The organism is Amycolatopsis sp. NPDC049691 (assembly GCF_040675005.1).
Lineage (GTDB): Bacteria > Actinomycetota > Actinomycetes > Mycobacteriales > Pseudonocardiaceae > Amycolatopsis.
In genome coordinates, this window is the sequence record NZ_JBFANX010000027.1 from 49,592 (window position 1) to 72,078 (window position 22,487).

The 22,487-nt window shown below is 70.6% G+C and carries 23 protein-coding genes, 1 tRNA gene and 2 pseudogenes; 15 read left to right on the forward strand and 11 right to left on the reverse strand.

Annotated elements, in window-relative coordinates; all coding sequences use genetic code 11:
- Positions 1-271 precede the first annotated feature (271 nt).
- Positions 272-344, forward strand: a tRNA-Ala gene (locus AB0J40_RS40950).
- A gap of 389 nt (positions 345-733) precedes the next feature.
- Here AB0J40_RS40950 and AB0J40_RS40955 read toward each other — a convergent pair.
- The 3 genes and pseudogenes from AB0J40_RS40955 to AB0J40_RS40965 all read right to left on the reverse strand — a co-directional run.
- Positions 734-1,411 (reverse strand): annotated as a pseudogene (locus AB0J40_RS40955) (hypothetical protein); the annotation flags it as partial.
- Positions 1,345-1,785: pseudogene (locus tag AB0J40_RS40960) on the reverse strand (hypothetical protein); the annotation flags it as partial. The pseudogenes AB0J40_RS40960 and AB0J40_RS40955, both read right to left, overlap by 67 nt.
- Before the next feature lie 158 nt (positions 1,786-1,943).
- Entirely contained in the window at positions 1,944-3,488 is a 1,545-nt protein-coding gene (locus tag AB0J40_RS40965) for an FAD-dependent monooxygenase (protein ID WP_364464863.1), read from the reverse strand.
- A gap of 70 nt (positions 3,489-3,558) precedes the next feature.
- Between AB0J40_RS40965 and AB0J40_RS40970 the strand changes: the two genes are divergently transcribed.
- Positions 3,559-4,137: a helix-turn-helix domain-containing protein gene (locus tag AB0J40_RS40970; RefSeq protein WP_364464865.1), complete on the forward strand. Its 579-nt coding sequence runs from the start codon at positions 3,559-3,561 to the stop codon at positions 4,135-4,137.
- A 1,238-nt stretch (positions 4,138-5,375) separates the two neighbouring features.
- Here the strand turns inward: AB0J40_RS40970 and AB0J40_RS40975 are convergent.
- The gene (locus tag AB0J40_RS40975; protein ID WP_364464867.1) at positions 5,376-6,530 is read right to left on the reverse strand and encodes an NAD(P)/FAD-dependent oxidoreductase; all 1,155 of its coding nucleotides are present in this window, start codon (positions 6,528-6,530) and stop codon (positions 5,376-5,378) included.
- A 138-nt stretch (positions 6,531-6,668) separates the two neighbouring features.
- Here AB0J40_RS40975 and AB0J40_RS40980 point away from each other — a divergent pair, with 138 nt between their 5' ends.
- From AB0J40_RS40980 to AB0J40_RS40995, 4 genes are all read left to right on the forward strand, one after another.
- On the forward strand, positions 6,669-7,154 hold the full coding sequence (locus AB0J40_RS40980; protein ID WP_364464869.1) for a MarR family transcriptional regulator: 486 nt from the start codon (positions 6,669-6,671) through the stop codon (positions 7,152-7,154).
- A gap of 557 nt (positions 7,155-7,711) precedes the next feature.
- A complete protein-coding gene (locus AB0J40_RS40985; RefSeq protein WP_364464871.1) occupies positions 7,712-8,428 on the forward strand; it encodes an ANTAR domain-containing protein in 717 nt (238 codons plus the stop codon).
- Between the two features lie 20 nt (positions 8,429-8,448).
- On the forward strand, positions 8,449-8,688 hold the full coding sequence (locus AB0J40_RS40990) for a hypothetical protein (protein ID WP_364464873.1): 240 nt from the start codon (positions 8,449-8,451) through the stop codon (positions 8,686-8,688).
- 24 nt (positions 8,689-8,712) lie between these two features.
- Positions 8,713-9,192: a hypothetical protein gene (locus AB0J40_RS40995; protein ID WP_364464874.1), complete on the forward strand. Its 480-nt coding sequence runs from the start codon at positions 8,713-8,715 to the stop codon at positions 9,190-9,192.
- Positions 9,193-9,235: 43 nt separating this feature from the next.
- Here the strand turns inward: AB0J40_RS40995 and AB0J40_RS41000 are convergent, their stop codons facing one another.
- The 3 genes from AB0J40_RS41000 to AB0J40_RS41010 are packed head-to-tail and all read right to left on the reverse strand — an operon-like array spanning position 9,236 to position 11,410.
- Complete coding sequence (locus AB0J40_RS41000) at positions 9,236-10,687, reverse strand: PP2C family protein-serine/threonine phosphatase (RefSeq protein WP_364464876.1); 1,452 nt, start codon at positions 10,685-10,687, stop codon at positions 9,236-9,238.
- Between the two features lies 1 nt (position 10,688).
- Positions 10,689-10,817, reverse strand: a complete 129-nt coding sequence (locus AB0J40_RS41005) for a hypothetical protein (RefSeq protein WP_364464878.1) — start codon at positions 10,815-10,817, stop codon at positions 10,689-10,691.
- Positions 10,817-11,410, reverse strand: coding sequence for a GAF domain-containing protein (locus AB0J40_RS41010; RefSeq protein WP_364464880.1), 594 nt, complete (start codon positions 11,408-11,410; stop codon positions 10,817-10,819). Before AB0J40_RS41010 ends, AB0J40_RS41005 begins: the two co-directional genes overlap by 1 nt.
- 372 nt (positions 11,411-11,782) lie before the next feature.
- Between AB0J40_RS41010 and AB0J40_RS41015 the strand changes: the two genes are divergently transcribed.
- Positions 11,783-12,577, forward strand: coding sequence for a GAF and ANTAR domain-containing protein (locus AB0J40_RS41015; protein ID WP_364464882.1), 795 nt, complete (start codon positions 11,783-11,785; stop codon positions 12,575-12,577).
- Between the two features lie 7 nt (positions 12,578-12,584).
- Positions 12,585-12,845, forward strand: coding sequence for a hypothetical protein (locus tag AB0J40_RS41020; protein WP_364464884.1), 261 nt, complete (start codon positions 12,585-12,587; stop codon positions 12,843-12,845).
- Between the two features lie 112 nt (positions 12,846-12,957).
- On the opposite strand, the gene AB0J40_RS41025 is transcribed toward AB0J40_RS41020, so the two are convergent.
- Positions 12,958-13,380 (reverse strand): DUF6292 family protein, encoded by a 423-nt coding sequence (locus AB0J40_RS41025; protein ID WP_364464886.1) that lies wholly within the window; start codon positions 13,378-13,380, stop codon positions 12,958-12,960.
- A gap of 170 nt (positions 13,381-13,550) precedes the next feature.
- Between AB0J40_RS41025 and AB0J40_RS41030 the strand changes: the two genes are divergently transcribed.
- From AB0J40_RS41030 to AB0J40_RS41050, 5 genes are all read left to right on the forward strand, one after another.
- Positions 13,551-14,702 (forward strand): N(5)-(carboxyethyl)ornithine synthase, encoded by a 1,152-nt coding sequence (locus AB0J40_RS41030; RefSeq protein ID WP_364464888.1) that lies wholly within the window; start codon positions 13,551-13,553, stop codon positions 14,700-14,702.
- A gap of 180 nt (positions 14,703-14,882) precedes the next feature.
- Positions 14,883-15,320, forward strand: coding sequence for a DUF5994 family protein (locus AB0J40_RS41035; RefSeq protein WP_364464890.1), 438 nt, complete (start codon positions 14,883-14,885; stop codon positions 15,318-15,320).
- Between the two features lie 264 nt (positions 15,321-15,584).
- Positions 15,585-15,746, forward strand: a complete 162-nt coding sequence (locus tag AB0J40_RS41040; RefSeq protein ID WP_364464969.1) for an RGCVC family protein — start codon at positions 15,585-15,587, stop codon at positions 15,744-15,746.
- On the forward strand, positions 15,743-15,901 hold the full coding sequence (locus AB0J40_RS41045; protein ID WP_364464892.1) for a DUF6307 family protein: 159 nt from the start codon (positions 15,743-15,745) through the stop codon (positions 15,899-15,901). Before AB0J40_RS41040 ends, AB0J40_RS41045 begins: the two co-directional genes overlap by 4 nt.
- Before the next feature lie 72 nt (positions 15,902-15,973).
- Entirely contained in the window at positions 15,974-16,654 is a 681-nt protein-coding gene (locus AB0J40_RS41050; protein WP_364464893.1) for an ATP-binding protein, read from the forward strand.
- 40 nt (positions 16,655-16,694) lie between these two features.
- Here the strand turns inward: AB0J40_RS41050 and AB0J40_RS41055 are convergent, their stop codons facing one another.
- Positions 16,695-17,936, reverse strand: a complete 1,242-nt coding sequence (locus tag AB0J40_RS41055; protein WP_364464895.1) for an ROK family transcriptional regulator — start codon at positions 17,934-17,936, stop codon at positions 16,695-16,697.
- Positions 17,937-17,950: 14 nt separating this feature from the next.
- A complete protein-coding gene (locus tag AB0J40_RS41060) occupies positions 17,951-18,832 on the reverse strand; it encodes a helix-turn-helix transcriptional regulator (protein WP_364464897.1) in 882 nt (293 codons plus the stop codon).
- Between the two features lie 118 nt (positions 18,833-18,950).
- Here AB0J40_RS41060 and AB0J40_RS41065 point away from each other — a divergent pair, with 118 nt between their 5' ends.
- The gene (locus AB0J40_RS41065) at positions 18,951-19,856 is read left to right on the forward strand and encodes an oxidoreductase (RefSeq protein WP_364464899.1); all 906 of its coding nucleotides are present in this window, start codon (positions 18,951-18,953) and stop codon (positions 19,854-19,856) included.
- 31 nt (positions 19,857-19,887) lie between these two features.
- Here AB0J40_RS41065 and AB0J40_RS41070 read toward each other — a convergent pair whose 3' ends face one another.
- Entirely contained in the window at positions 19,888-20,853 is a 966-nt protein-coding gene (locus AB0J40_RS41070; RefSeq protein WP_364464901.1) for an Lrp/AsnC family transcriptional regulator, read from the reverse strand.
- Between the two features lie 115 nt (positions 20,854-20,968).
- Here AB0J40_RS41070 and AB0J40_RS41075 point away from each other — a divergent pair, with 115 nt between their 5' ends.
- Positions 20,969-22,408, forward strand: coding sequence for an FAD-dependent monooxygenase (locus AB0J40_RS41075; protein WP_364464903.1), 1,440 nt, complete (start codon positions 20,969-20,971; stop codon positions 22,406-22,408).
- The last annotated feature ends 79 nt before the right edge of the window (positions 22,409-22,487 follow it).

Here is a 22,487-nt window from a genome sequence, read left to right on the forward strand (position 1 = left end):
AAACCTCCTCTGCCGCGCGAGCGGCGTACGTAGAGCAGGAAACGGCAGAGGCGTGCCCGGTCTGGGTAGACGCGGCGTAACGGGCGGGGACCTCGGCGTCACAACCGCGCAAAATGTAACGGCGGCCACACCCGGAGTCAATACACGACTAAAAATAAGGTGTAAAACCGCTGGTCAGCGGGTTGCGGCGAGTGTGGGGACCCCCGCGTGGAGGGGTGTTGGGCGGGGTGTAATGTATGGACACACGAGATGCGGAGTTGAACTTCGCTCCGGGGCTATGGCGCAGCTGGTAGCGCACCTCACTGGCAGTGAGGGGGTCAGGGGTTCGAGTCCCCTTAGCTCCACATCGCAAGGAACCCCTTCGTTTCAGCCGTTGTGGCTGGCCGGAGGGGTTTTCTGCGTTCCGGGTTCGATCATCGGTGATCGTTGTGTGGCGTGATCTTGTGCTCCTGGTGGGGCAGAACTGGAGCACTACCCCACCCTCGATATGGCGTCGGCTCGGTGTTCCTGCTGTTCGCGGGCCCGGCCGACCGGTGACTCCCACCGTGGCGAAGAGGGGGACAACCGGCGCCACCCGCCTACTGTCGACCACACTCGGAGACGGTGTCAGTGGTGGCGGGGCCGCCGCGTGCCAGCGGCGCTCGAGATCGTCGAGCAGCCGCTGCTCGACCTCCGGGGCGACGTGGGAGTAGGTCTCGATGACCCGGTTGTCCAAATGATGGCCAAGCCGTCGAGCCTGCGCGATCTCCGGTGCACCGCCGGCGATCAGCCAGGTCTTGTGGCTGTGCCGCAGCCCGTGGAAGGTCAACCCCGGCCGGACCGCCGCACAGCCCGCCTTCGCCCCGGACGCCTTACTGCCGTCGACCGCAGGGCGGAAGACGCGCCGGAGGAACGTCGAACGCCACAGCCACGTCCCGCTCGGCGTGGTGAACACGAACTCATACCGGTGCCGCGCGAGGTGCTCCCGCAGCAACGCGACCAGGAACGGCGGCAGCGCGATCGTCCGCGCCGAGGCTCGGGTCTTCGAGGCCCGAGCCACCGCATCGCCCCCGACTCGTGCAGCGCACCCACCAGCGGATCGATCACCAGCACGCCGCGCCTGAGATCGACGTTGTCCCGATGCAGACCGGCCTGCTCGGCGATCCGCACCACCTGCTCCGGCGTCGCCCAGATCCTCTCCGGCACCGCCCGTCGTGACCGCCGGCCACGACGCCTCCGCCGGTGTACCGGGTTGAACGGGATCAGCCGCTCGTCGGCCGCATCGGTCAGCAGCATCGACAACAGGTTCAGCTGCGAGCTCACCGTCGACGGGGCGAGTCCTGCCCGCTCCAGCTCGCGGGTCCACTCGGTCACACCCAGCGCCGTGATCGCACCCAGCGACAGGTCCCCGAACTTCGGCAGGATGTGACACCGCAGCCGGCTCCGATAGCTCTCGATCGTCCGCAGATCCAGATCCAGCGACCGGAACCACCGCCCTGTCCACTCGGCCACCGTGACCGCACTGTCGGCCGGATCAATCCACACCCGCCGACGGCGATCCACCTCCAACCCGGCGGCATAGGCCACAGCATCACGCCGCGAACCAAATCCGGACACCGAACGAACACCGAAACCTTGCCGTCGATACCTCACGCGCCACGACCTGCTGCCGCACTGCTCCACCCACGCCACAACGACCTCCACACCTGGATGAGACCAACGAGGCGTTGGCCCCAACAGTGGAGTTCCCCGGCACAGACATCTCCAGCGTCCGCCCTCAACGGCGATGCAGGCGCCGGCCGGCATCCAGAGGCGCACACCGCGACGACCGGTCCGTATGCACTCTCATGCCGATGAGCAGGAATTCGCGCCGCGGCCATCGAGAGGCGCTACTTGCACGACTGAATCCGGACCGCACCGCACATCGCAACCGGCGGCTGATTCCGCTGGAGCTCATTTGCCCGTCATGCGGGAATGGCCGCGGTGCCGAGCACTCGGGTCACTGCCTCGGCGAGTGGCGTGCCGCATGCCGAGTGCCAGGCGACGACGACGTCTGGACGTAGCAGCAGAGCGCCGTCGGCGGGCAGGCAGACCTCGGCCAGCCAATGCTGGTGTGACACCGTGGCCAGGCGCAACCCGAGACGATCTGCCTCAGTGGTCCAGCGTCCGTTGTCCGGGCCGGTGAGCAGGGTCAGGCCGGGGCCCGCCAAGTCCACAGTGGACGTGTTGGCGTCGAGCCAGGCGTGGGGCACGCGCGTGCCGGGACGGCCCGCCGGGGAGTAGTGGTCGACGGGGGCGGGACCGCGGCCGTCCGGGACGAACGCGCCTTCGGGGTACTGGGTGCCGAACATCGTGGCCAGCAGGTCGTCGTGTTCGGTGTCGGGTTTGGTGTAGGCGGCGAGCATGTCGCCGACGTGCCCGCGGACGGTGCTGGAAGCTTCGGCGATCGCGTAGCCGGCCGGACGGCGTTCGGCGTGGTAGGTGTCGAGGAGGGCGGGCGTCGCCTGTCCGGCCAGTACGGCTGCGAGCTTCCAGGCGAGGTTGGCCGCGTCGGCGATGGCGGTGTTGGCGCCGGCCGCGGCCATCGGGGGCATCATGTGCGCGGCGTCGCCCACCAGGAACACGCGGCCGTCGCGGAACCGGTCGGCCACGCGCATCGCCGACTCCCAGGGCGACCGGCTGATCAGTTCGACGTCCAAATCCGGCATGCCGAGCACGATGCGCAGGAGGTCGTGCCAGTCGCCGTCGCCCAGCATGGACGCCTCGGGGAAGTCGGCCGTCGAAAACAGCCACAGGTCGGTGCCGTTGACCGAGAGGAAGGCGCCCGAGGCGACCGGGTTGTCGATCTCGCACAGGTTGAACGGCTTTTCTCGCGCCAAATCCGTGAGATCGGCGCGGAAGTAGAGGTCGAGGTTGTCGGCGAGGTGGCCGTGGCCGCCGCGAGGGATACCCAGTGCCGTGCGGATGGGACTGCGGGCGCCGTCGGCGGCGATCAGGTAGTCCGCGCTCAGCTCGTACGGCTCGCCGTCCGCGGGCTTCAGCCGCGCGGTCACCCCGTCGTCGTCCTGGGTGAAGGACACCAGTTCGGTGCCAAGCCGCACGGACACGCCCCGTTCTCCGGCGGCCCGGCGCAGGATCGGTTCCAGCACGACCTGCGGGCACAAGACGTTCGGTCCCGGGCTCAGCTCGGGAATCCTCGCCTGCTGCAGCCGCCGTTGCCGCATGGTGCCGTCCAGTTCCCGTACCCGGGCGGCGGCCAGCGTCGGACCGACCAGGACCTCGGTGAACGACGCCAGCGGCGCACTGGCCTCGGCGACCTCGGACGCGAGGCCGAGCAGGCGGAACACTTCGGTGCTGCGCGGGTTGAACCGGCGCGCCTTCGGCTGCGGCGACACACCTGCGTGCTTCTCGACCAGCACCGGATACACCCCTTCGCGCCGCAGCAGCAGGGCGGCGGTCAGTCCGGCGATCCCGCCACCGCTGATCAGAACAGGAACACGAACCGTCATCGGAACTCCTCGACCCAAAAGTGATACGGTACAACTGAGTACACCGTACAACTAATGGTATCGTCAAGGCATGACGACCGGGATGGGCAGGCGGGAGCGCAAGAAGGCGGCTACCCACCAGGCGCTGGCCGACGCGGCGCTGCGGCTGTTCCTGGAACGTGGCTACGACAACGTGGGCGTCCGCGAGATTGCCGACGCCGCCGACGTGTCCACCACGACCCTGCAGAAACACTTCCCCAGCAAGGAATCCCTCGTCTTCGACCGGGACGCCGACATCGAGGAGGCCCTGATCGCCGCTGTGCGCGACCGCGCGCCGGACACTTCGGTGCTGGACGCGCTGCGGGACCACACGCTGGCCCGCGTCGAGCGCGGCGCCGCCGCCGACGGGGTGTCGGAGTTCATGTCACTCGTGCGCGGCACGCCGGCGCTGAGCGAGTACTGGCACCGGATGTGGATGCGGCACGAGGACGCGCTCAGCCGCGTCCTCGCCGCCGAAACCGGCGCACCCGAAGCCGACCCCGGATGCGCCGCACTGGCGCACTTCGCGCTGGAAACCTCGGCACTCGCGATCCGCGCCGAAGATCCGGCCCGCACCGTGGAAGCCGCCTTCGCCATCCTCGAACACGGCTGGCGCGCCTCACCACGCTGAACTGCTCCTCAGATGACCCCACCACTCATCCCGGATGGTATGAGTGGCTCGACAGCATGCCGGGTGAACATCCTCTTCTGCCGCATGGCGCACCCTGGCGAGCCAACCTCAGCGGCACCTCGGCTCGAGACGGGTTCAATAGCCAAGGTCGCTCGTTACGCTGGTCCGGCTGCACGACACCGGCTGGGCGATCCTGATCGGCCAGATCCAAGTCCACGCCGCTTGCCGAATGCCCCAGATGTTCGACACGCCGGCGGCGCCGTCCTCTCACTGATTTCACTGGGGCGCAGCTGGGGCAAACCCCCCTTGCCACAACTGCAACACAGAGTTGCCAACAACGGCACCGGAGCGCCTCATTTCATGAGGCGATTCTCTATCGCCGCAGGTCAGCACCATGATCGACCCTCACTGGCAGCGAGGGGGTCAGGGGTTCGAGTCCCCTTAGCTCCACATCGCAAGGAATCCTTCGTTTCAGCCGTTGTGGCTGGCCGAAGGGGTTTCTGCATTCCGGGTTCGATCTTCGGTGATCAGCTTACGACCTGATCTTGTGCTCTTGGCGGGGCAGAATTGAAGCACCACCCCAGCCTTGATATGGCGTCGGCGCGGTGTTCCTGCTGGTCGCGGGTCATCCAGCAGCCGCTGCTCGACCTCCGGAGCGACGTGGGAGTAGGTCTCGATGACCCGGTTGTCCAGGTGATGACCCGATACAGACCGGCCAGTTCACTCCACCGGCAACCTGGCCGGATCGATCCACACCCCACGGCGCCGATCTACCTCCAATCCGGCGGCTTAGGCCACGGCATCACGCCGCGAACCGAACCCAGACACCGACCGAACACCGAAACCTCGCCGCCGATACCTCACCCGCCACGACCTGCTGCCGCACTGCTTCACCCACGCCACAACGACCTCCACACCGCCGACACCGCCTACCAGAGCGCCGAGCCCACGGTCGCGGTCCCGCCAGCCGCGTCGCCGCCTTCATCCCGACACCGGCCGCTACCGCCGCCTGTCTCAGAACCAGCGCGACGTCGACGCCGAGCTCGAGTTGGCGGATCCTGCGCAAGATCCGATCCAGCCCGAACACCGCCGGCGAGCTCGTCGCCGCGGTTCGGACCCTCATGGTCGCCGACGCGTGATCAGGTTGGCCAGGGCTCAGGGCTGCATCGGGCGATGGGCAGTAATCGGGCTTGCGGTGTCGGCTGCCGATCCGTTCCGTGGCTGCGCCGGGCAGTGAGTCAGCGGTGGTGGCGGCGACCGTATGTCGCCGCGCGGTCCATCATGTTCCGGAGGTTCTCGGGTGCGTTGTAGCCGAAGGTCTGCTCGAACGACTGGTATCCCTCCCTCGATGAGGCAGCGCTACGCGGCAGCATCTCGGCGGCGAACCCCGCGAAAGCGGACTCGATGTCGTCCGGTGACGCAGCGATTGCCTTCCCGAGTTGGGCGCCGTCGTAGAGGGCCCAGTTCGCTCCGTCCCCATCCGGCGGTGTCAGGTGGGCGGCGTCACCGATGAGCATGGCCCCCGGCACCCGGTTCCACGTGTGCCCGAGTGGCAGTCCCCAGATCGGCCGGACGACCGGCGTGGTCTCGCCGCTCGTGATCAGTTCCAGGAGTTCGGGAGCCCACCCGTCGCCCAGTTCTGCAGCGAGGTCGGTCAGCGCCTGTTCGCGGTCCGAGAAATCGGTCGAGTGCGCCCAGTCGAGCGGCTTCTTCATGACGACGTACGTGTGAATCACGTCGTTGGCTTCGCGGTGGCCGAAGATCCCTCGCCCGGGTTCCATCGCCAGCATCGCGCCTCGGCCGACCAACGCGGCGCTTCGCCGGTGGCGCCGGTCGACGTCGTGCAGGAAGGTCTCCACCCACACGGTGCCCAGGTATTCCGGCGAAGCCCCGGAAAGGAACGCCCGTACGCGCGACCAAGCGCCGTCCGCGCCGACCAGGACGTCGGTGCCGACCGTCGACCCGTCGGCGAACGTGACCGCGAACGGCACGCCACCGTCGGGAGTGTCGATCGAGGCGACCTTGCGGCCCCAGTGGATCGTTCCGTCCGGCAGTGACTCGATGAGGATGCGACGCAGGTCCCCGCGCAGGACTTCCGGGTTGCTCAGCTTCCCGTCATCGGGGATCTCGCCCACCAGTTCTCCACCCGGGCTCAGGAACCTCATGGATTCCGCGCCGAAGTTGATGATCGAGCGGAACTCGTCGAGAAGCCGGCATTCGTCGAGGGCGACCTGGCCGTTGAAGTCGTGGATGTCGAGCTGGCCGCCCTGCGTACGGGACATCGGAGAGGCTTCGGCCTCGTAGATGGTCGAGGGGATGCCGTGGACGTGCAGGACCCGGGCGAGGGTCAACCCGGCCAGGCCGGCTCCGATGATCGTGATCGAGCGGTTCATGTGTTGCTCCCACCTTGTCGTGAACGTCGCGACGCGCCCGGCTGCGTCGCACAACAACCTGCTGCCTTAAAGTTATTTTGCTACAAAACTATTTTGTGTCAAGTGGTAGTCTGTGTCACACAACGGAGGGAGCCGGAGATGACCGAGGCCGTGCCGGCCGACGCGTGCGCGCGCGTGTTGCGGAGCTTCACCGCGTTCAGCGCTACGCAGAACGAACTGTCGCGGTTCTTCGCCAGGAGCATGAGCATGCACACGACCGACGCCGCCGCGGTCGTGCAGATCATCGAAGCCGAGGAGCTCGGCCGGCCACTGACACCCGCACGCCTCGCGGAACGCGTGGGCCTCTCTCCCGGGGCCACCTCGATCCTGCTCGGACGCCTGGAAGAAGCCGGGTACGTGGAGCGCACCAGGGAAGGCAGCGACCGGCGGATCGTGACCTTGCACTCGACCGCAGCGATCAACGCCGCCGCCGACGAGTTCTTCGATCCGTTGCAGCAGCAGCTCGAGAAACTGCTCGGCGAGTTCACGGCAGCGCAACTGGACACCATCGCCCGCGCTGCCGACAAACTACGAGCCGCGGTGGAGTCCTACCTCGGCCATTCCCCGCCACCCGCACGGGACTGACCCAAACCCGTCCCTGGGCAGTTGCCGGTAGCGGCGGCGACGGCGCTGGGTGCAAGGGCGACGGTATAGATACCGACGCCGTCACTGCCGGTGCAGGCCGGCGTGGTCGCGCCCGGCGTTCGCGGTGTCCGTGGCCCACGCCTGAGCCCATTCGGGGTCGTACTCCTTGAAGCGCTGTCGCCCGTCATGAAGCCGATGCCCGGGTGCAGGAGGGCGGGCAGCTCGCGCGGGGCGGCCTCTTCGAGCGCACGGTTGAGGTGCCGAGAAGCGCGCTGCGCCGAGCACCTGACCCGCGCACATCCGGCCGCAAGGCCGCGATTCCTGCGCGGTAAGTGCTTACCGCGCAGGCCAGCGTGCCTCCTGCCGCCGAACTCGGGCGACGGCGAGGACCGGGCGGGCGATCAGGTGCTCGACCGTCCGGCTCGTGCGGTCGATACCGAGCGGAACCGGCGCACTCGTCCAGGCTCGTGGCCGGTCACGGTGCCCGTTGCGGCGGTGTCTCCTAAGCTGGTGGTCCGGGCGTCGGCTCGGTGGCCCGCACCTTGGAGGGGCGCACGGTGGACGAACGACCTCGGGAGCCGTTGTGGCGCGCGATCGCCGCGGACGCCGAGGTGCCGGGGCGCCGCGAGAGCTGGGCACAGCTGGTTTGCCTGGCTTGTGTGGACACCCTCGAGCAGGTCGATGCGGCGATCCTCGCGTTGCGGAGCAACCCCCGGTCCGAGGAGGTGCTGGGGGCCAGCGACCGCTGGGCCGCGAAACTGGCGGAGCTGCAGTACACCGCCGGCGAGGGCCCCGGGGTCGAGGCGTTCGGCAGCGGCAGCCCGGTACTGGTGCCCGACCTGAGCGTCGAGCAGGTGCGCTGGCCCGGGTTCGCCGAAGCGGCGCTCGCGGTCGGCGCGGCGGCGGTCTTCGCGTTCCCCCTCCGGCTCGGCGCGATCCGCCTCGGCACCCTGGAACTGCTTCGCCGCCGCCCCGGCGGGTTGCCCAGCGCCGAGCGGCGGGATGCCGCGCTGGCGGCGGACCTGACCACGGCGTCCCTGCTCCGGCACAGCCACGAGGCCGAGCAGGCCGGTCACGACTTCGCGCCCCGCCCCATTGCGTCCTACCAGGACGTCAGCGTCGCCACCGGCATGCTCGCCGCCCAGCTGCAGATCACCCTCGACGACGCGTTCGCCCGGCTGCGCGCCCACGCTTTCAGCCGGAACCGGTCGGTCCTCGACGTCGCCCGCGACGTCCTGGAACGGCGCATCGCCCTGGACGAGCCGGCCGAATGACCCCTTCACCTGGAGACACCATGAACGACCGTCCGGTTGGCGGGGAGCCCGGCACACCCGATGTGACCGGCGCGCTGGTCACGATCACTTCGCGCCTGGTCGGCAGCCCCGACAACGCCGCGGTGCTGCGGCTGGTCACCGAAGTCGGCACCGGGCTGCTGGGCGCGACCGCGACCGGTGTGATGCTGACCGGGGCCCACGGCAGCCTGGAGGTGGTGGCGGCCTCGGACGAAACCGCCCGGTTCGTCGAGCTGCTGTAGACCCACGTCGACCAGGGGCCGTGCGTGGACTGCATCGAGACGGCGACGGTGATCACGGTGGCCGACTTGGCGGCCGAGCGGAACCGGTGGCCCGGTTTCGTTCCCGCGGCCCTGCGGGCCGGGTACCGGTCGATCACCGCGATTCCGATGCGGCTGGACGGTGCCGCCATCGGCGGTTTCAACCTGCTCTTCGACACCGCGATCGTCCCGCGGCAGTGGCAGCTGGACCTGGCGCAGGTGGTGTCGGACCTGGCGGTGCTCGCCTTGGTCCAGGAACGCGGCGACCGCCGCGCGGACCGGCTCCTCGAAGCCACCCTCACCGCCCTGAACGACCGGATCGAGTTCGACCACGCCGTCGGCCTGGTCGCGGGCACCCTCGGGATCACCCCGGCCGCGGCGCGTGCCCTCGTGCCGGCGTACGCCATCGAGCACGAACGGGTGCTGCGCGAGGTCACCCGTGCGATCACCGACGGCACCCTCGCTCCGGCCGACCTCGCCGGGTGAGCGCGGTCGAGCCGGTCGCCGTAGCCCCGTGTCCGGGCCGGGCTCACGGCGCGATGCGGCCCGGGTCGGCCCACCGCGCGAGCAGCACGGTGGCGTCGTCCTGGAAACGGCCGTCCTGGTGCTCCGAGACCGCCCGGATGAGCCGGCGGACGGTTTCCGGCGGCGGGAAGTTCGCCGCGGCCTCCCGCTCGAGGAAGTCCGCCAGCCTCCGTTCACCGAAGAACTCCCCCGCGCCATCGCGGGCTTCGGTGATGCCGTCGGAGTACAGCACCAGCCAGTCTTCGGGCTGCAACTGTTCCTCGCCGACGGCGAACTCGCGGCCGGGCCCGAGCCCGAGCGGCATCCGCCGGCCGCCGGGCAGCGGCTTGACCACCTGCCCGGCGCGCATGATCCACGGCCGCGGGTGCCCGGCGTTGACGTAGCGCAGGCGCCCGCTCGGCAGGTCGACCTCGACCAGCACGGCCGTGACGTAGGCGGCGTCGCCGAAGGTGCTGCCGATCGTCTCGTCGATGAGCCGGGCTTGTTCGTACAGACCGCCACCGGCGTGGCGGGCGGTCCGGTAGGCCGCGAGGGCGGTCGCGGCGAGCAGGCCGCTGCGCAGGTCGTGGCCGACCGCGTCGAGGATCAGCAGGCGGGCGGTGTCCTCGGACAACGAGTAGTCGAAGGCGTCACCGGCCACCGCGTGCCGCGGTTCGACGACGCCGCTGACGACGAAGCCGTCCACCCCGGCGGTCAGCGGCGGCAGCAGCGACCAGATCAGCTCCCCGGTGACGGTCCGCGTCCGCCGGTGGCGGACCAGGTCGATGCCGTCGCCGTAGTTCGTCATCAGCACCACCAGGTGCCCGATCAGCAGGGCCGCCCAGCGGCACTGGGTACGCAGGCCGGGGTCGTACAGGTCGGCCGCCGACGCCACCTCCGCTTCCAGCACCCCCAGCCGTTCGGCGCCGTCGAGCAGGGGCACCCACAGCCGCGGCGGGGCGGCCTCCGCGGGCAGGATCTCGAGCCGCCGGAACGCCCGGCCGGCCAGCGTCGTCTCCACGTCGAGCGCGGCGCCCTCGCTGCTCGGCGGTGCCGGCCACAAGGACCGTTGCTCGTAGTCGGCGAGGTACATGGTCAGCCGGAGGCCCAGTGCCTCCCCCGCGGCGGCGACCAGAGCGGGCAGCCGCTCCGGGGGCGCCAGTTCCGCGCCGTCCAGCAGGGTGGTCAGCGCGATCAGCGGCGCCCCGTGGGGCGCCACGTCCCGGATCATCCGGCTGTAGGGAGCACGGCGGTGCCGGCTCAGCTCGTCGAGGCGTTCGTTCACCACGTGGGCCACGACGTCGCGGTCGAACCCGGGCAGCGGGGACACCCCGTGCAGGTAGGCCTCCACCTCGAACAGCCCGAGGTTGCCGCCCAGCGCGAAGTACCGCAGCCACAGCTCCTCCACGGTCAGTTCGGTGCGGGCGAACGCCGAGGCGACCGCTTGCTGCTGATGCCGGGCTTCCTGCTCGCTCATGTCACCGCCGGGGCCGCAGGATCGTCCGCGCCAGATCCTCGGCGGCCTCGAGCAGCGGCTGCCGGCGCCGCTCCGCGGTCTTGGCCAGCTGCAGGAACGCCGTGCGCTCGTCCACGTGCCCCTGGGCCATCAGGATTCCCTTGGCGATGTTGATCGGTCCCGCCCCCGCATCGACGCCTGGAGCCCGGCGCTCACCCGGTGCGCGTCGGCGTAGGACTTCGCGTTCGCGACCAGCACCGCGGCCTGCGTGGCGAACATGCTCAGCAAGGACTCTTCCCGAGCGCCGTACATCCCGGGCCGGGTCCCGTAGACCTTCATGGCGCCGAGCGCGGTGTCACCGGCCACCAACGGCGCGCTCAACGAGGCCCGCAACCCCAGCTCCGTGGCGAACGGGGTCCAGCGTGGCCACCGGGTGTCGTGGGCGAGATCGTCCACCCGCACGACCACCCGGTCCGCCCACGCCACCAAACAGGGCCCGGACTCCATCTCGTACTGGACCCGGTCCGCGCGCTCGACCAGCTGATCCGTCGCGGCGGCCGTGATCCGCGCCCCGCCGGGGTCCAAGACGCTGAGGCCGGCGCCGGTGGTGTCCGGAAAGGTCTCCTGGGCCAGCCTGGTCACCAGCCGCAGCACCGAACCGACGGTCTCCTCCGACAGCAACAGCCCGGACATCCGGGCGAACACACCCGCCAGCTCGTCCGACAGCGGTAGTTCGAGGCTCATGCGGCGTCACATCCCACGTTCCTCGGCCGAACCGTGTACGACGGATACCCGGCACCGGGCGTCCTAACCGGAGGTGGACGCCGATCAGGTCGCCGGTGAAGATCCGGTTCGTGAGCTACACTCGACTTCACGTGAGGTTGAAAAACAGCCCTGCGTGAACGGTTCGCCCGCATTCCATCTCAGGATCGATGCGGTGGCGAGTTCACCTTCGCGGTAGCGTGCGCGGGCCTACTTGTTGACTGTGTCACCCGCTTCCCCGGGGAGACGCACCATGCCGCGACAGCCGCCTACCTCCGGCCCTCCGCCACGACAGAACTCCGGCGTTCTCGAGCTTTTCACCGGAAAAACAAGGAAGGCGCCGGCAAGAGCGCGATGACGGACCACATCCACGACGTTTCGGCGGCAGTGCTGGAATTGGCCGAGTCGCTGCGGGCGGACCAGCCCCGCGACGAAACACTGGCGCGCATGGCTGACCGGGTCGTGACGCTGCTGCCCGGCGCCGACGCCGCGAGCGTGACGTTGTTCGACGGCGGCGAACCGACCACCGTCGCGGCCACCGAGGCGGGCGCGCTTTCCCTCGACAAGGTCCAGTACTCCCTCGATGACGGACCCTGCATCGAGGCGGCCCGCACCGAGACGGTGGTGCGGACCGACATCGACCAGGCCCGGCGGCGGTGGCCCGCACTGGCCGACGCCGCGGCCGACGCGGGCGTCGAAACCATGCTGTCCTGCCCGCTCTTCGTCCGCAGTGACAACGCCGCCAACCTCGAAGCGGCCAACCACCACCGCCTCTCGGGCGCGTTGAACGTGTGGAGCCGCCGCCCGGGCTCCTTCGAGCCGGGGCACGCCGCCCTGATCGCCCTGTTCACCACGGCCATGTCCGGGGTGATCCTGACCGCGGCCCGCTGGCGCCGGGCCCAGATCCAAGCCGAGCAACTGGTCACCGCGCTGGACACCCGCGACGCGATCGCCACGGCGAAAGGGATCGTGATGGCTCGGCGCGGCCTCACCGCCGACGAAGCGTTCGGCTGGCTCACCGACCTCTCCCAGCGCACCAACCGCAAGATCCGCGACCTCGCCGGGGTCATCGTGGCCGATCCCGGCCTCGTCGAACCGAAAGAGCCCGCTTCGCGCCGCCCCTCCCCGCGCCGGTCGGCGAACTCGTGAGCTTCCCGTGAACGACTTCGGGCAGTGGCAAGAGCAAGCCGCGCACCGGCTGCTCAGCCACCTGATGCAGCGGACGGCGGCGAGCGAGGCAGTCGGCATCCTGCAGGTGTGGCACGCCTACCCACGCGAGCAGGCCCGTGACGACCTCGACGTCACCGGAACCCCGGCCGGCCGGGAGGCCGAGGCCCGCCGGATCATCGCCGTGGTCGACAACGCCGCGGACGCCCGCGCCGACCGCGACGCTCACTGGGACCCCTTCGAGCGGTAGCGGACCGTGGCGCGTCCCCGAGCGGCACCTCGTACCGACTTGACCGCGAAGTCCTGACACCACACCGGGTCGGTTGACGAAAGCGGGCCACGGCGCCGTCCGGAGCCACTCGTCACTCGAGGTGGCGGAGGTAGGGCTTCAGCCGCTCGGCCAGCGACTTGCGGGTCAGGGCGGCAGCGGGGCCCGGACGCTCCCGGCCCGGGTGGTGCCCGGCGACGGCGTCGGCGACGAACCGCGCGACCGCACCCGGCGGCGGCACGAGGTCGTCGCCGCCGTACTGCGCGATGAGGACCGGGTCGTCGGCGGGGTCGGTCTCCACCGCGAGCGACCACCCACGCCGTTCGCTCCAGACCAGCATGACGTCGTGGTCGGGCCGGTCGCGCCAGCGCCTGGGCAGCCCGAGGTAAGCGGTGGCCGTGTCGCTGATCTCCACCGTCATGCTTTCGGCCGGGACGCCGACGGCAGCCGCCACCGCCCCCACGTAGTCGCCCAGGCCGCGCTCGAGGGTTCGCGCGTCGGGTTCGGGGTGCTCCATGCCCGCCACGCTAGAGGCCATCCGGCCGCCGTGCCGGACGACCGTCGGAGCAGATCGCCGGGTTCGAACCGTCAGCGGGCGGCTACGCCCACGGTGGGCGGCCGGAACCCCGCGAGCGGAGCACCGTACTCGCCGCGTGCTTAGACTGTGGTCTAGCAAAAGGGGCCCACGTGCACCAGTTCACCCTCGGCGTCATCGCGCATTCCCGGAAAGCGGACGAACGCCGGTTGCCGATCCACCCACGCCACGTCGAACGAATCGACGCGGCCATCCGTGACCGCATCCACCTCGAACACGGCTACGGCGAAGCCTTCGGCGTCCCCGACGCACAGCTGGCCGGCACCGTCGCCGGGATGCGCACGCGGGAACAGCTCATCGCCGAGTGCGACGTCATCCTGCTGGCCAAGCCGCTGCACCAGGACGTCGCCGAACTGCGCCCAGGCCAGGTGCTGTGGGGCTGGCCGCACTGCGTCCAGGACCGTGAACTCACGCAGCTGGCCATTGACAGCCGGTTGACGCTGATCGCCTTCGAGGCGATGAACCACTGGAACCGCGACGGCTCGTTCGGCCTACATGTCTTCCACAAGAACAACGAACTGGCCGGCTACTCCTCGGTGCTGCACGCCCTGCAGCTGATCGGCTCGACCGGCGACTACGGCCGCCGGCTGCGGGCGGCGGTGATCGGCTTCGGCGCGACGGCTCGGGGAGCGGTGACCGCACTCAACGCGCACGGGATACGCGACGTGCACGTCCTCACCGGCCGCGGCATCACAGCGGTCGGCTCGCCGATCCACTCCGCGACGATGGTGCACTTCGACCACGACGTGAACCACCCGGGCGACCCCCGCCGCAGCCACGCCCTGACCGACCGCGGCCGGGTGCCGCTGGCGGGGTTCCTCGCCGAGCACGACATCGTCGTCAACTGCGTCCTGCAGAACACCGCGGAGCCGTTGATGTTCCTCCTCGAGGAGGACCTGGCCCGGTTCCGGCCGGGCAGCCTCGTCGTCGACGTCTCGTGCGACGAAGGCATGGGGTTCAGCTGGGCTCGGCCCACGACGTTCGCCGACCCGGCGTTCGTGGTCGGCGACGGCATCACGTACTACGCCGTCGACCACAGCCCGTCCTACCTGTGGAACTCGGCCACGTGGGAGATCAGCGAAGCCCTGCTCCCGTTCCTGGGGACGGTGCTCGGCGGACCGTCCACCTGGGATGGTGACGACACTGTCCGCCGCGCCGTCGAGATCCGCGACGGCGTCGTCCGGAATCCCGCTGTGCTGGCCTTCCAGCACCGCGCGGCGGAGTATCCGCACCTCGTGGAGTAGCGGGCCGTTCCGCCCACCGGCGGCTTGTCGACCGGCTGCGTCACACTGCTCACACACTCAACGCAGTCGTCGTGTACGCTGGGTGTCGACCGAGAGCATTTCGTGCGCAGGTGATCGAACTCGCGCCGTCCTCGGTCCCAGTCCGGCCGGCAATCAGCGGCCGGAGACGGGAGCACCGACATGCCGTCGGGCCCGAACACCACCCTCCCCACCGAACCACGTCTGCGGCTGAAGCCGGCGGCACCCGCGACCGGACACGTCGACGGTGCGTGGTGGCCCCCGACCCGCGATCTGGCCGGCGAACTGCCCGCGCTGCTCGCCGCGCTGGCCGCTCGGCTGGGCCGCATCGACCGGGTCACCTATAACCTCGGCGACTGGCCGAACACACCTCGGCGCGTCACCTTCGACGACAACGTCGTCCGGCTCGAAGGATTCCGGTCGCAGCCCTCCGGCAGCCTGACGGCGATCGGCTGGAACCGGCAGCGAACGACCCTGCTGGTCGTTCCGCCGGAAACCGATCCCGACGTCGCCCAGCGCGCTCTCACGACCGCCGCGGACCCGGACAACACCGGCGACGGCACGGAATTGCCGGCCGCCGCCGGGCAGCCGCGGTCCTGAACCACGCCGCCCACCGGCGGCACCACGAAAGGATCCCCCGATCAGTACTTCCACAATGGACAGTTTGCTGTTCAGCCATCCCCTCGCCGAGCAGCCCCGCCCCGGAGCGCTAACCGCCCCCTCGCACCACCGGTACGGGAGCCTGTTCCTCCAGCCGGTGTACACCCCGGCACCGCCGACCGGCGGCGGGACGGCACCCGGCCCGCAACCGCGCTCCGCCGGGAGCACGTGGGCACCGGACCCGTCCGGACGCCGCGCCCGCCGGTGACACCGGGCAAGGTAGCTGTTTGCGCGGCCTGCCGGCACGCCCAGCACGCGCACGATCCGATCGCGCGCCGGTTCTGCACGGCCACCGTGGCGGGTGGGTTCAACCGCGGATGCGTCTGCATCGGCGGGCACGACGAGCGCGAGAAGGAAACACCATGACCACGGAAGCCGCCTTCGCGTCCCGGTACGAGCTGCGCGTCAGGCTGGTCCGGGATGTTCTGAAAGAGAACACGAAACTGTCGGACACCGCCTGCCAGGCCCTCGCTGTGCAACTCCTGCACACCATGGACACGATTCCCGAACGAATGCGGTGAACCACAGCAGTGACCACCGGTAGTGGTCTTCGTATAGCGGCGCGGTATCGGGCCGAGTCGACTGTCGCCGTGGTGACCGGCAGGCTCACCGCGGCCGGCTACCCGGAGCTGCGCGATGGTGTGCTCAGGATCGCCGCAGACGCGCCGGAAAGCGTTGTCGTCGACATCGAAGGCCTCGAGATCGCCGACGTCACCCTGATGACGGTGTTCTCCGTGATCGCCGACCGGATCGTCGTCTGGCCGGCGATCCCGTTCACGGTCGTGACCGCCCGCGCCGACCACGCCGCCGGCTTCGCGGCCCAGGACGCCCGCCGCTCCGTGCTGGTCTGCCGTGACGTCGTCGCGGCGGAAGCAGCCCACGACCGGCCGCCGAGCCGGCGAGCCGTCCAGCTGCTGGCCCCGACTTCCTCCGCGTCGGCCGACGCCCGGGCGTTCGTCCAGCGGGTCTGCGCGACGTGGGGGGTGCTCCAGTACACCGACGACGCCGTCGTGGTGGCGACCGAGCTGGTGGAGAACACGCTCGGACACACGGAATCGGCGCCCCGGCTGCTGCTGGAGCTGCGGCGCGGCAGGTTCACCGTGGCGGTGGCCGACGACGACCCGCGGCCGGCCGTGCTGCACGAGCGGCTCACCCGCACGGAACCGGGCTTGGGCCTGTGGCTGGTCGTCTGGGCCAGCCGGCGCTGGGGCTGCGCACGGTCGTGGAGCGGCGGGAAAGTGGTCTGGGCCGTACTGGTGCGACGCAACCGCTAGCCGTACTGCTGGTTCTTCGCGGCGGCCGAGTCGCGCCGGATCACCAAGCCGTCGGGGAAACCCACGGTGTTTCCTTCAACGGATCGCGCAGCAGCCGCGAGAATCCGAGCTCGCCCGCGCCGATCAGAGTGGTGTCGTCACCGAGCGCCGACATGCTCAAGCGCACTTTCTCCTTCGCCACCGGGAGCACATTGCGCGCCACGCGACTACGTACTCGCGGCAATACGCCGGCGTACACATCCCGCAGCATTCCACCGAAGACGACCACGGCCGGGTTGAAGAGATTGATGAGATTCGCTACCCCGATGCCCAGCCAATCCCCGACGTAATCGAGTGCTTCTCGCGCGTCGGCCTCTCCCGCGGCCGCGGCGTCGGCCACCGCCCGTACCGCGTCGCGGCCGAACACCTCCGCCGGTCGGTGTGCGGCGTCCAGCAATGCTCTTTCACCGGCTTCTGCCTCCAGGCACCCGCTGGAGCCGCAGCCACACGGTCGGCCGCCGTGTGGGTTGACGATCATGTGGCCCAGCTCGCAGCCGTACCCCGCGTCGCCGTCCAGCAGCGTGCCGCCGACGATGATTCCGCCGCCGACGCCTACGTCGCCGTGCAGGTAGACCAGGTTCTGCTCCCCCAGCCCGGCTCCGCGAAGGTGCTCCGCGAGCGCTCCGAGATGTGCCTCGTTTCCCACCAGCACGCGCTGTTCCAGGCCCAGACGGCGGGCCAGTTCGGCGCCGAACGCCTGGTCCACCCAGCCGAGGTCGGGACCGAAGCGGACGACTCCATCGCCGGGCCGGATCATTCCGCAGTACGAGGCACCGAGCCCCACGCAGGTCGACGTCGGCGGCGCCGCCTCGGTCAGCCGGCCGCCTAGCTCGGCCAGCGTCGCCACCACGTAGTCGAGGTCGACTCCGGACCGGCGCCGGGGAGCAACCTCGCGGTCGAGGATTACGCCGCCGAGGCCGATCCGGGCGGCGACCAACCGGTCCACCGCGACGTCGAACGCCAACACGTGGAAACGTTGGGTCTCCGGCCGCACAATGAGCGAGGGGCGGCCCTGGTGCCGATTGTCCGTCTGCGGCACCTCACGGACCAGGCCGGCCGCGGTCAGTTCCGCCGTCAACGTCTTGATCGTGCTTCGATTGAGGTCCATCCGTCGAGCGAGTTCAGCCCGCGAGATTCCTCCACTCAGGTGCACGAGGCGAAGAAAAGCGCCGCGATTGTGCCGGCGCATCTCGTCCTGGTCCAACCCGACCCGCGAACCGTCCCAGGGCGTCAACAATTCCATGTCGTGTCCGATGCCTAGAGTGTTCCGGCCAGACTGGCACCCTTGCGCCCTTCGTGCAACGACGCCAGGAGCCGCAACCGGTCCGCGTCGGCGCTGTCCGGTTCGGCGGTGAAGACCAGCATGACCGGTCCGGGGTTGCCGGGCAGCGGATAGGTGTCCCAGTCCAGGACGATGTCGCCCACCTCGGGCACCCGGAAGGTCTTGGTGCCGCACACCGACTCGCGGATGTCGTGGCGGGCCCACAACCGCCGGAACTCGGCGCTGCGGATGCTCAATTCGCCGACGATCGCGGTCGCGCGGGGGTGGGTCGGGTCGGTGGCGACGGCGGCGCGCATCATGCCGATGTAGTCCAGCGCCTGCCGTTCCCAGTCCGGGCAGCCGCGCCGGCCGGTCCGCGCGTCGTCGAACAACAGCAGGAGCATGTTGAGCCGGTCCGGTGGGTAGCCGTCCGGGTCGCCGAGCAGCGCCTCGGCCATCGGGTTCCAGTCGAGCAAGTCGAGGTGCCTGCCGAGGACGACCGCCGGCGTGTCCGTCACCCGCAGCAGCCGGCGGGTGCTCTCGGGGACCCGTTCCGGCTCGCGGCGCACCGGGCCGGGCGCCGGCCGGCGGGCGGCGCGGCCCAGGGTGAACAGGTGACGGCGTTCCTCGTCGCCGAGGCCGAGCGCGCCGGCGAGCGCCGCCAGGACGTCGTCGGACGGGCGGACGTCGCGGCCTTGCTCGATCCGCTGGTAGTAGTCGGTGCTCAGCCCGGCCAGCAGAGCCAGCTCCTCGCGGCGCAGCCCGGTGACCTTGCGCCGGCCACCCGGCTCCAGACCGACGTCGCGGGGACGCAACCGGGTACGCCGGGCGCGCAGGAATCCACCGAGCTCGCGCGCGTAGGGATGAGGACTGCTCATGCCACCAGTGTGGCTCCTCCGCGGGTGCCCAAGGTGGTTCTCGCAGACCCACCGAGACCGCCCGGACAGCTCCTAACGTCGTCGGCACAGTGCACCGACCCCTTTCCAGGAGCCGCAGATGACCGGATGGACCGCCGACCGCATCCCCGGCCGGCACGGCCGCGTCGCCGTCGTGACCGGCGCGAACTCGGGCCTCGGCCTGGTCACCGCCACCGAACTGGCCCGCCACGGCGCCCACGTCGTCCTCGCCGTCCGCGACACCACCGCCGGCGAACGAGCCGCCCGCCGGATCGACGGCGACACCGAGGTGCGCGCGCTGGACCTGGCGTCGCTGGACTCGGTACGCGCGTTCGCCGCCAAGCTGACCGTCGACCACCCCGCGATCGACCTGCTGGTCAACAACGCCGGCGTGGTGCTGCTCGGTCCGCGCCGCACCTCGGCCGACGGCTTCGAGCTGCAGTTCGCCACCAACGTGCTGGGCCACTTCGCCCTGACCGGCCTGCTGCTCGACAACCTGGCCGCGGCAGACGAAGCCCGGGTGGTCAGCCTCAGCTCGATCACCCACCGGAACGCCCACCTCGACTTCGGGGACCTGATGTCCGAACGTGGTTACCGGGCCGCCACCGCCTACGGCAGGTCGAAGCTCGCCACCACGATCTTCGGTGTCGAGCTGGACCGTCGCCTGCGTTCCGCCGGATCGTCGATCGCCAGCGTGCTGGCTCACCCCGGTCTCACCCGCACCAACCTGACTCCGCGTGCGTGGGAACACCGCGGCCGGGCCGGGCGGGTGATCGCGCGGCTCGGCCTGCTGGTCACCCAGCCGGTGGAACGAGGCGCACTGCCGCAGCTGTACGCCGCCACCGCGGCGGGCGTGCGGGGCGGCCAGTTCTTCGGGCCGGCCGGGCTCGGGGAGATCCGCGGCCGCGTCACCGAGGCCCGGCTCAGCCGGGACGCCGCCGACCCCGCCATCGGCAGGCGGCTCTGGGCCGCGGCCGAGGAACTCACCGGCATCAGCTACCTCTGAGCCAGGCACGGAGGTACGTCAGGCCCAGGCGCTACATCCGGTTCGCGGCCCGCTTGACGGTCTTGATCACCGGTGCGGTCTCGACGTGGGTGATCGACGGCAGCGCGGCGACCCGGGTGGTCAAGTACCGGTACAGCTCCCGCTGGTTCGCGCACACCACGCTGGCGTACAGGTTCGTCGGCCCGGTCGTGGCGGCGGCGAACGCGATCTCCTGGTGCCCGGCCAGTGCCGCACCGGCCTCTTCCAGGTGCGCGGGGGCGACCGACAGCCAGAGCAGGGTTCGCTGGCCGACACCGAACATGCTCCCGTCGACGTCGATGTCGAGGTAGAGCACCCCGCGTTCGCGCAGCTCGGTCATCCGGCGCCGGACCGTCGTCGGCGACCAGCCCGTCACCGCGGCCAGCCGCTCGAGCTCGGCTCGGCCGTCGGTGGCCAGGGCGGCGAGGAGCCGTCGATCGCCGTCGTCGAGCCGCACCGGTCCCGGTCGATGCGGCACCGGGGGCGGACGCAGCCGCTCGATCGCCTCCTCGTCCAGCGAACCGAGCTTGGCGACCAGGCTGTCCGGGCCGCCGTAGAACGCGTGCAGCACGGAGTGCGCGGTCACGCCCTCGACGCGCGGAGTGCGAGGCAGCTTCGCCAGCAGCAGCGCCTCGCTGTCGGCTTCGCTCTCCGTGCGGACCGTGCAGGTGATTTCCGTGCCTCCGGAGGAAATGCTCACCCAGGACGTGTCCGGGCGCCGGGCCAGCGCTTCGGCGACCGGGATCGACGCGGCGGGCGCGCAGCGCACCCGCAGGAACCACAGCACCGCGCCCAGTGCGGTCGGGTCGACCCCGCCGAGCACCCGTACCGCCCCCGCCGACCGCAACCGGGCGTACCGGCGGGCGATGGTGCGATCCGCGACGCCGAGCACCTCGGCGATCGTGCTGAAGGGGGCCCGGCCGTTGATCTGCAACGCGTGCACGAGCCGGCGGTCCAGCTCGTCGTAGTCGGATTCCACCGAGCCGACCCTAGTCCGCGTCGGATACCGGCTCAATCGATCGCGCTTCTGGCGGAACCACGTCGGCGGGCGGAGCGTTGCTCCCGTCCTGATCGACACCACCAGGGGAGAACCCATGGACACCGATGTGCTCGTCGTCGGCGCGGGCCCGACCGGCATGATGCTGGCCAACGAACTGCGGGTGGCGGGAGTGCCGCCCGTGCTGGTCGACAAGCTGTCCCAGCGCAGCACGTTGTCGAAGGCGGGCGGTGTGCAGTCCCGCACGCAGGAAGCGTTCGACCAGCGCGGCTTGCTGGAACCGTTGCTGGCCAACGGAAACTTCCCGACCGGCACCGCTCACTTCGCCGGGATCACGCTCCCGCTCACCCGGGGCCGGCACCGCCATCCGTGGCGGTCGGTTCCGCAGGTGGTGATCGAGGGCTTCCTCGAGCGGCACCTCGCCGCACACGGCATCCCCGTGCGACGCGGCCACGAACTGACCGGCATCGCCCAGGACGACGACGGCGTCACCGCGACCTTCGCGAACGGCGGCGTGATCCGCTCCCGTTACCTCGTCGCGGCCGACGGTGGCCACAGCACGGTGCGCTCGCTGCTGGGGGCCGCGTTCCCCGGCAGGCCGGGCACGACGACCACGGTCGCCGCCGACGTGCGGTTGAGCGGCCACGACCGGACGATGACGCACGCCCGCGGCGAGGACGGGCACTGGGCGTCGGTGTTCCCGCTCGGCACCGATCAGCAGGGCAGGCCGCTGCGGCGGCTCGCACTGGGTGGGCCGGGCCGGTCACTCCCCCGGGAGGTCCCGGTCACCGAGGACGAGATCCGCGACGGGTTGCGGGCCGTCTTCGGCTCCCGGGTGCAGCTGCTCGAACTGTGCTACGCCCGCCGCATCACCAACGCGGCCCGGCAGGCCGAGCGGTACCGGCACGGGCGGGTGTTCCTGGCCGGCGACGCCGCCCACGTGCACCTCCCGATCGGCGCGCAGGGCATGAACACCGGGCTCCAGGACGCGCTCAACCTCGGGTGGAAACTCGGCGCCGCGGTGCGGGGCTGGGCTCCGGAGCACCTGCTCGACACCTACCACGCCGAGCGCCATCCGGTCGCGGCCGCCGTGCTGCGCAACGTCCAGGCGCAGAGCCTGCTGATGGACCACCAGGGCACCGGCGACCCGGACGTGATGGCCGTCAAAGACCTGTTCGCCGCTCTCGCGCACCTGCGGGACGTGCAGTACCAGCTCGACGACCTCCTGTCCGGGATGGGCATCCGCTACCCGATGCCGGGCGCCGGGGACGGGCCGCTCGTCGGCCTGCCCGCGCCGGACGTGGACCTCGGCCGGGTCCGGTCGCACGAGCTGCTGCGGCACGGCCGCGGCGTCCTGATCGACCCGCTCGACAGGTTCGCCGGGGTCGCCGCCCGCTGGCAGGACCGGGTCGAGCGCGCGGGGCAGGGCGCCGGCACCGAACCGATGCTCATCCGGCCGGACGGCTACGTGTGCTGGGCAGGCAACCCGGACGACCTCGAGGCGGCACTCGGCCACTGGTTCGGCGAGCCGCACTGACGGCCGGGAAGCCACCGGCACGATGATCGCCACCCCGCGCCGCATGCCTTGCCCACGAGTGGCAAGGCATGCGGTGCGA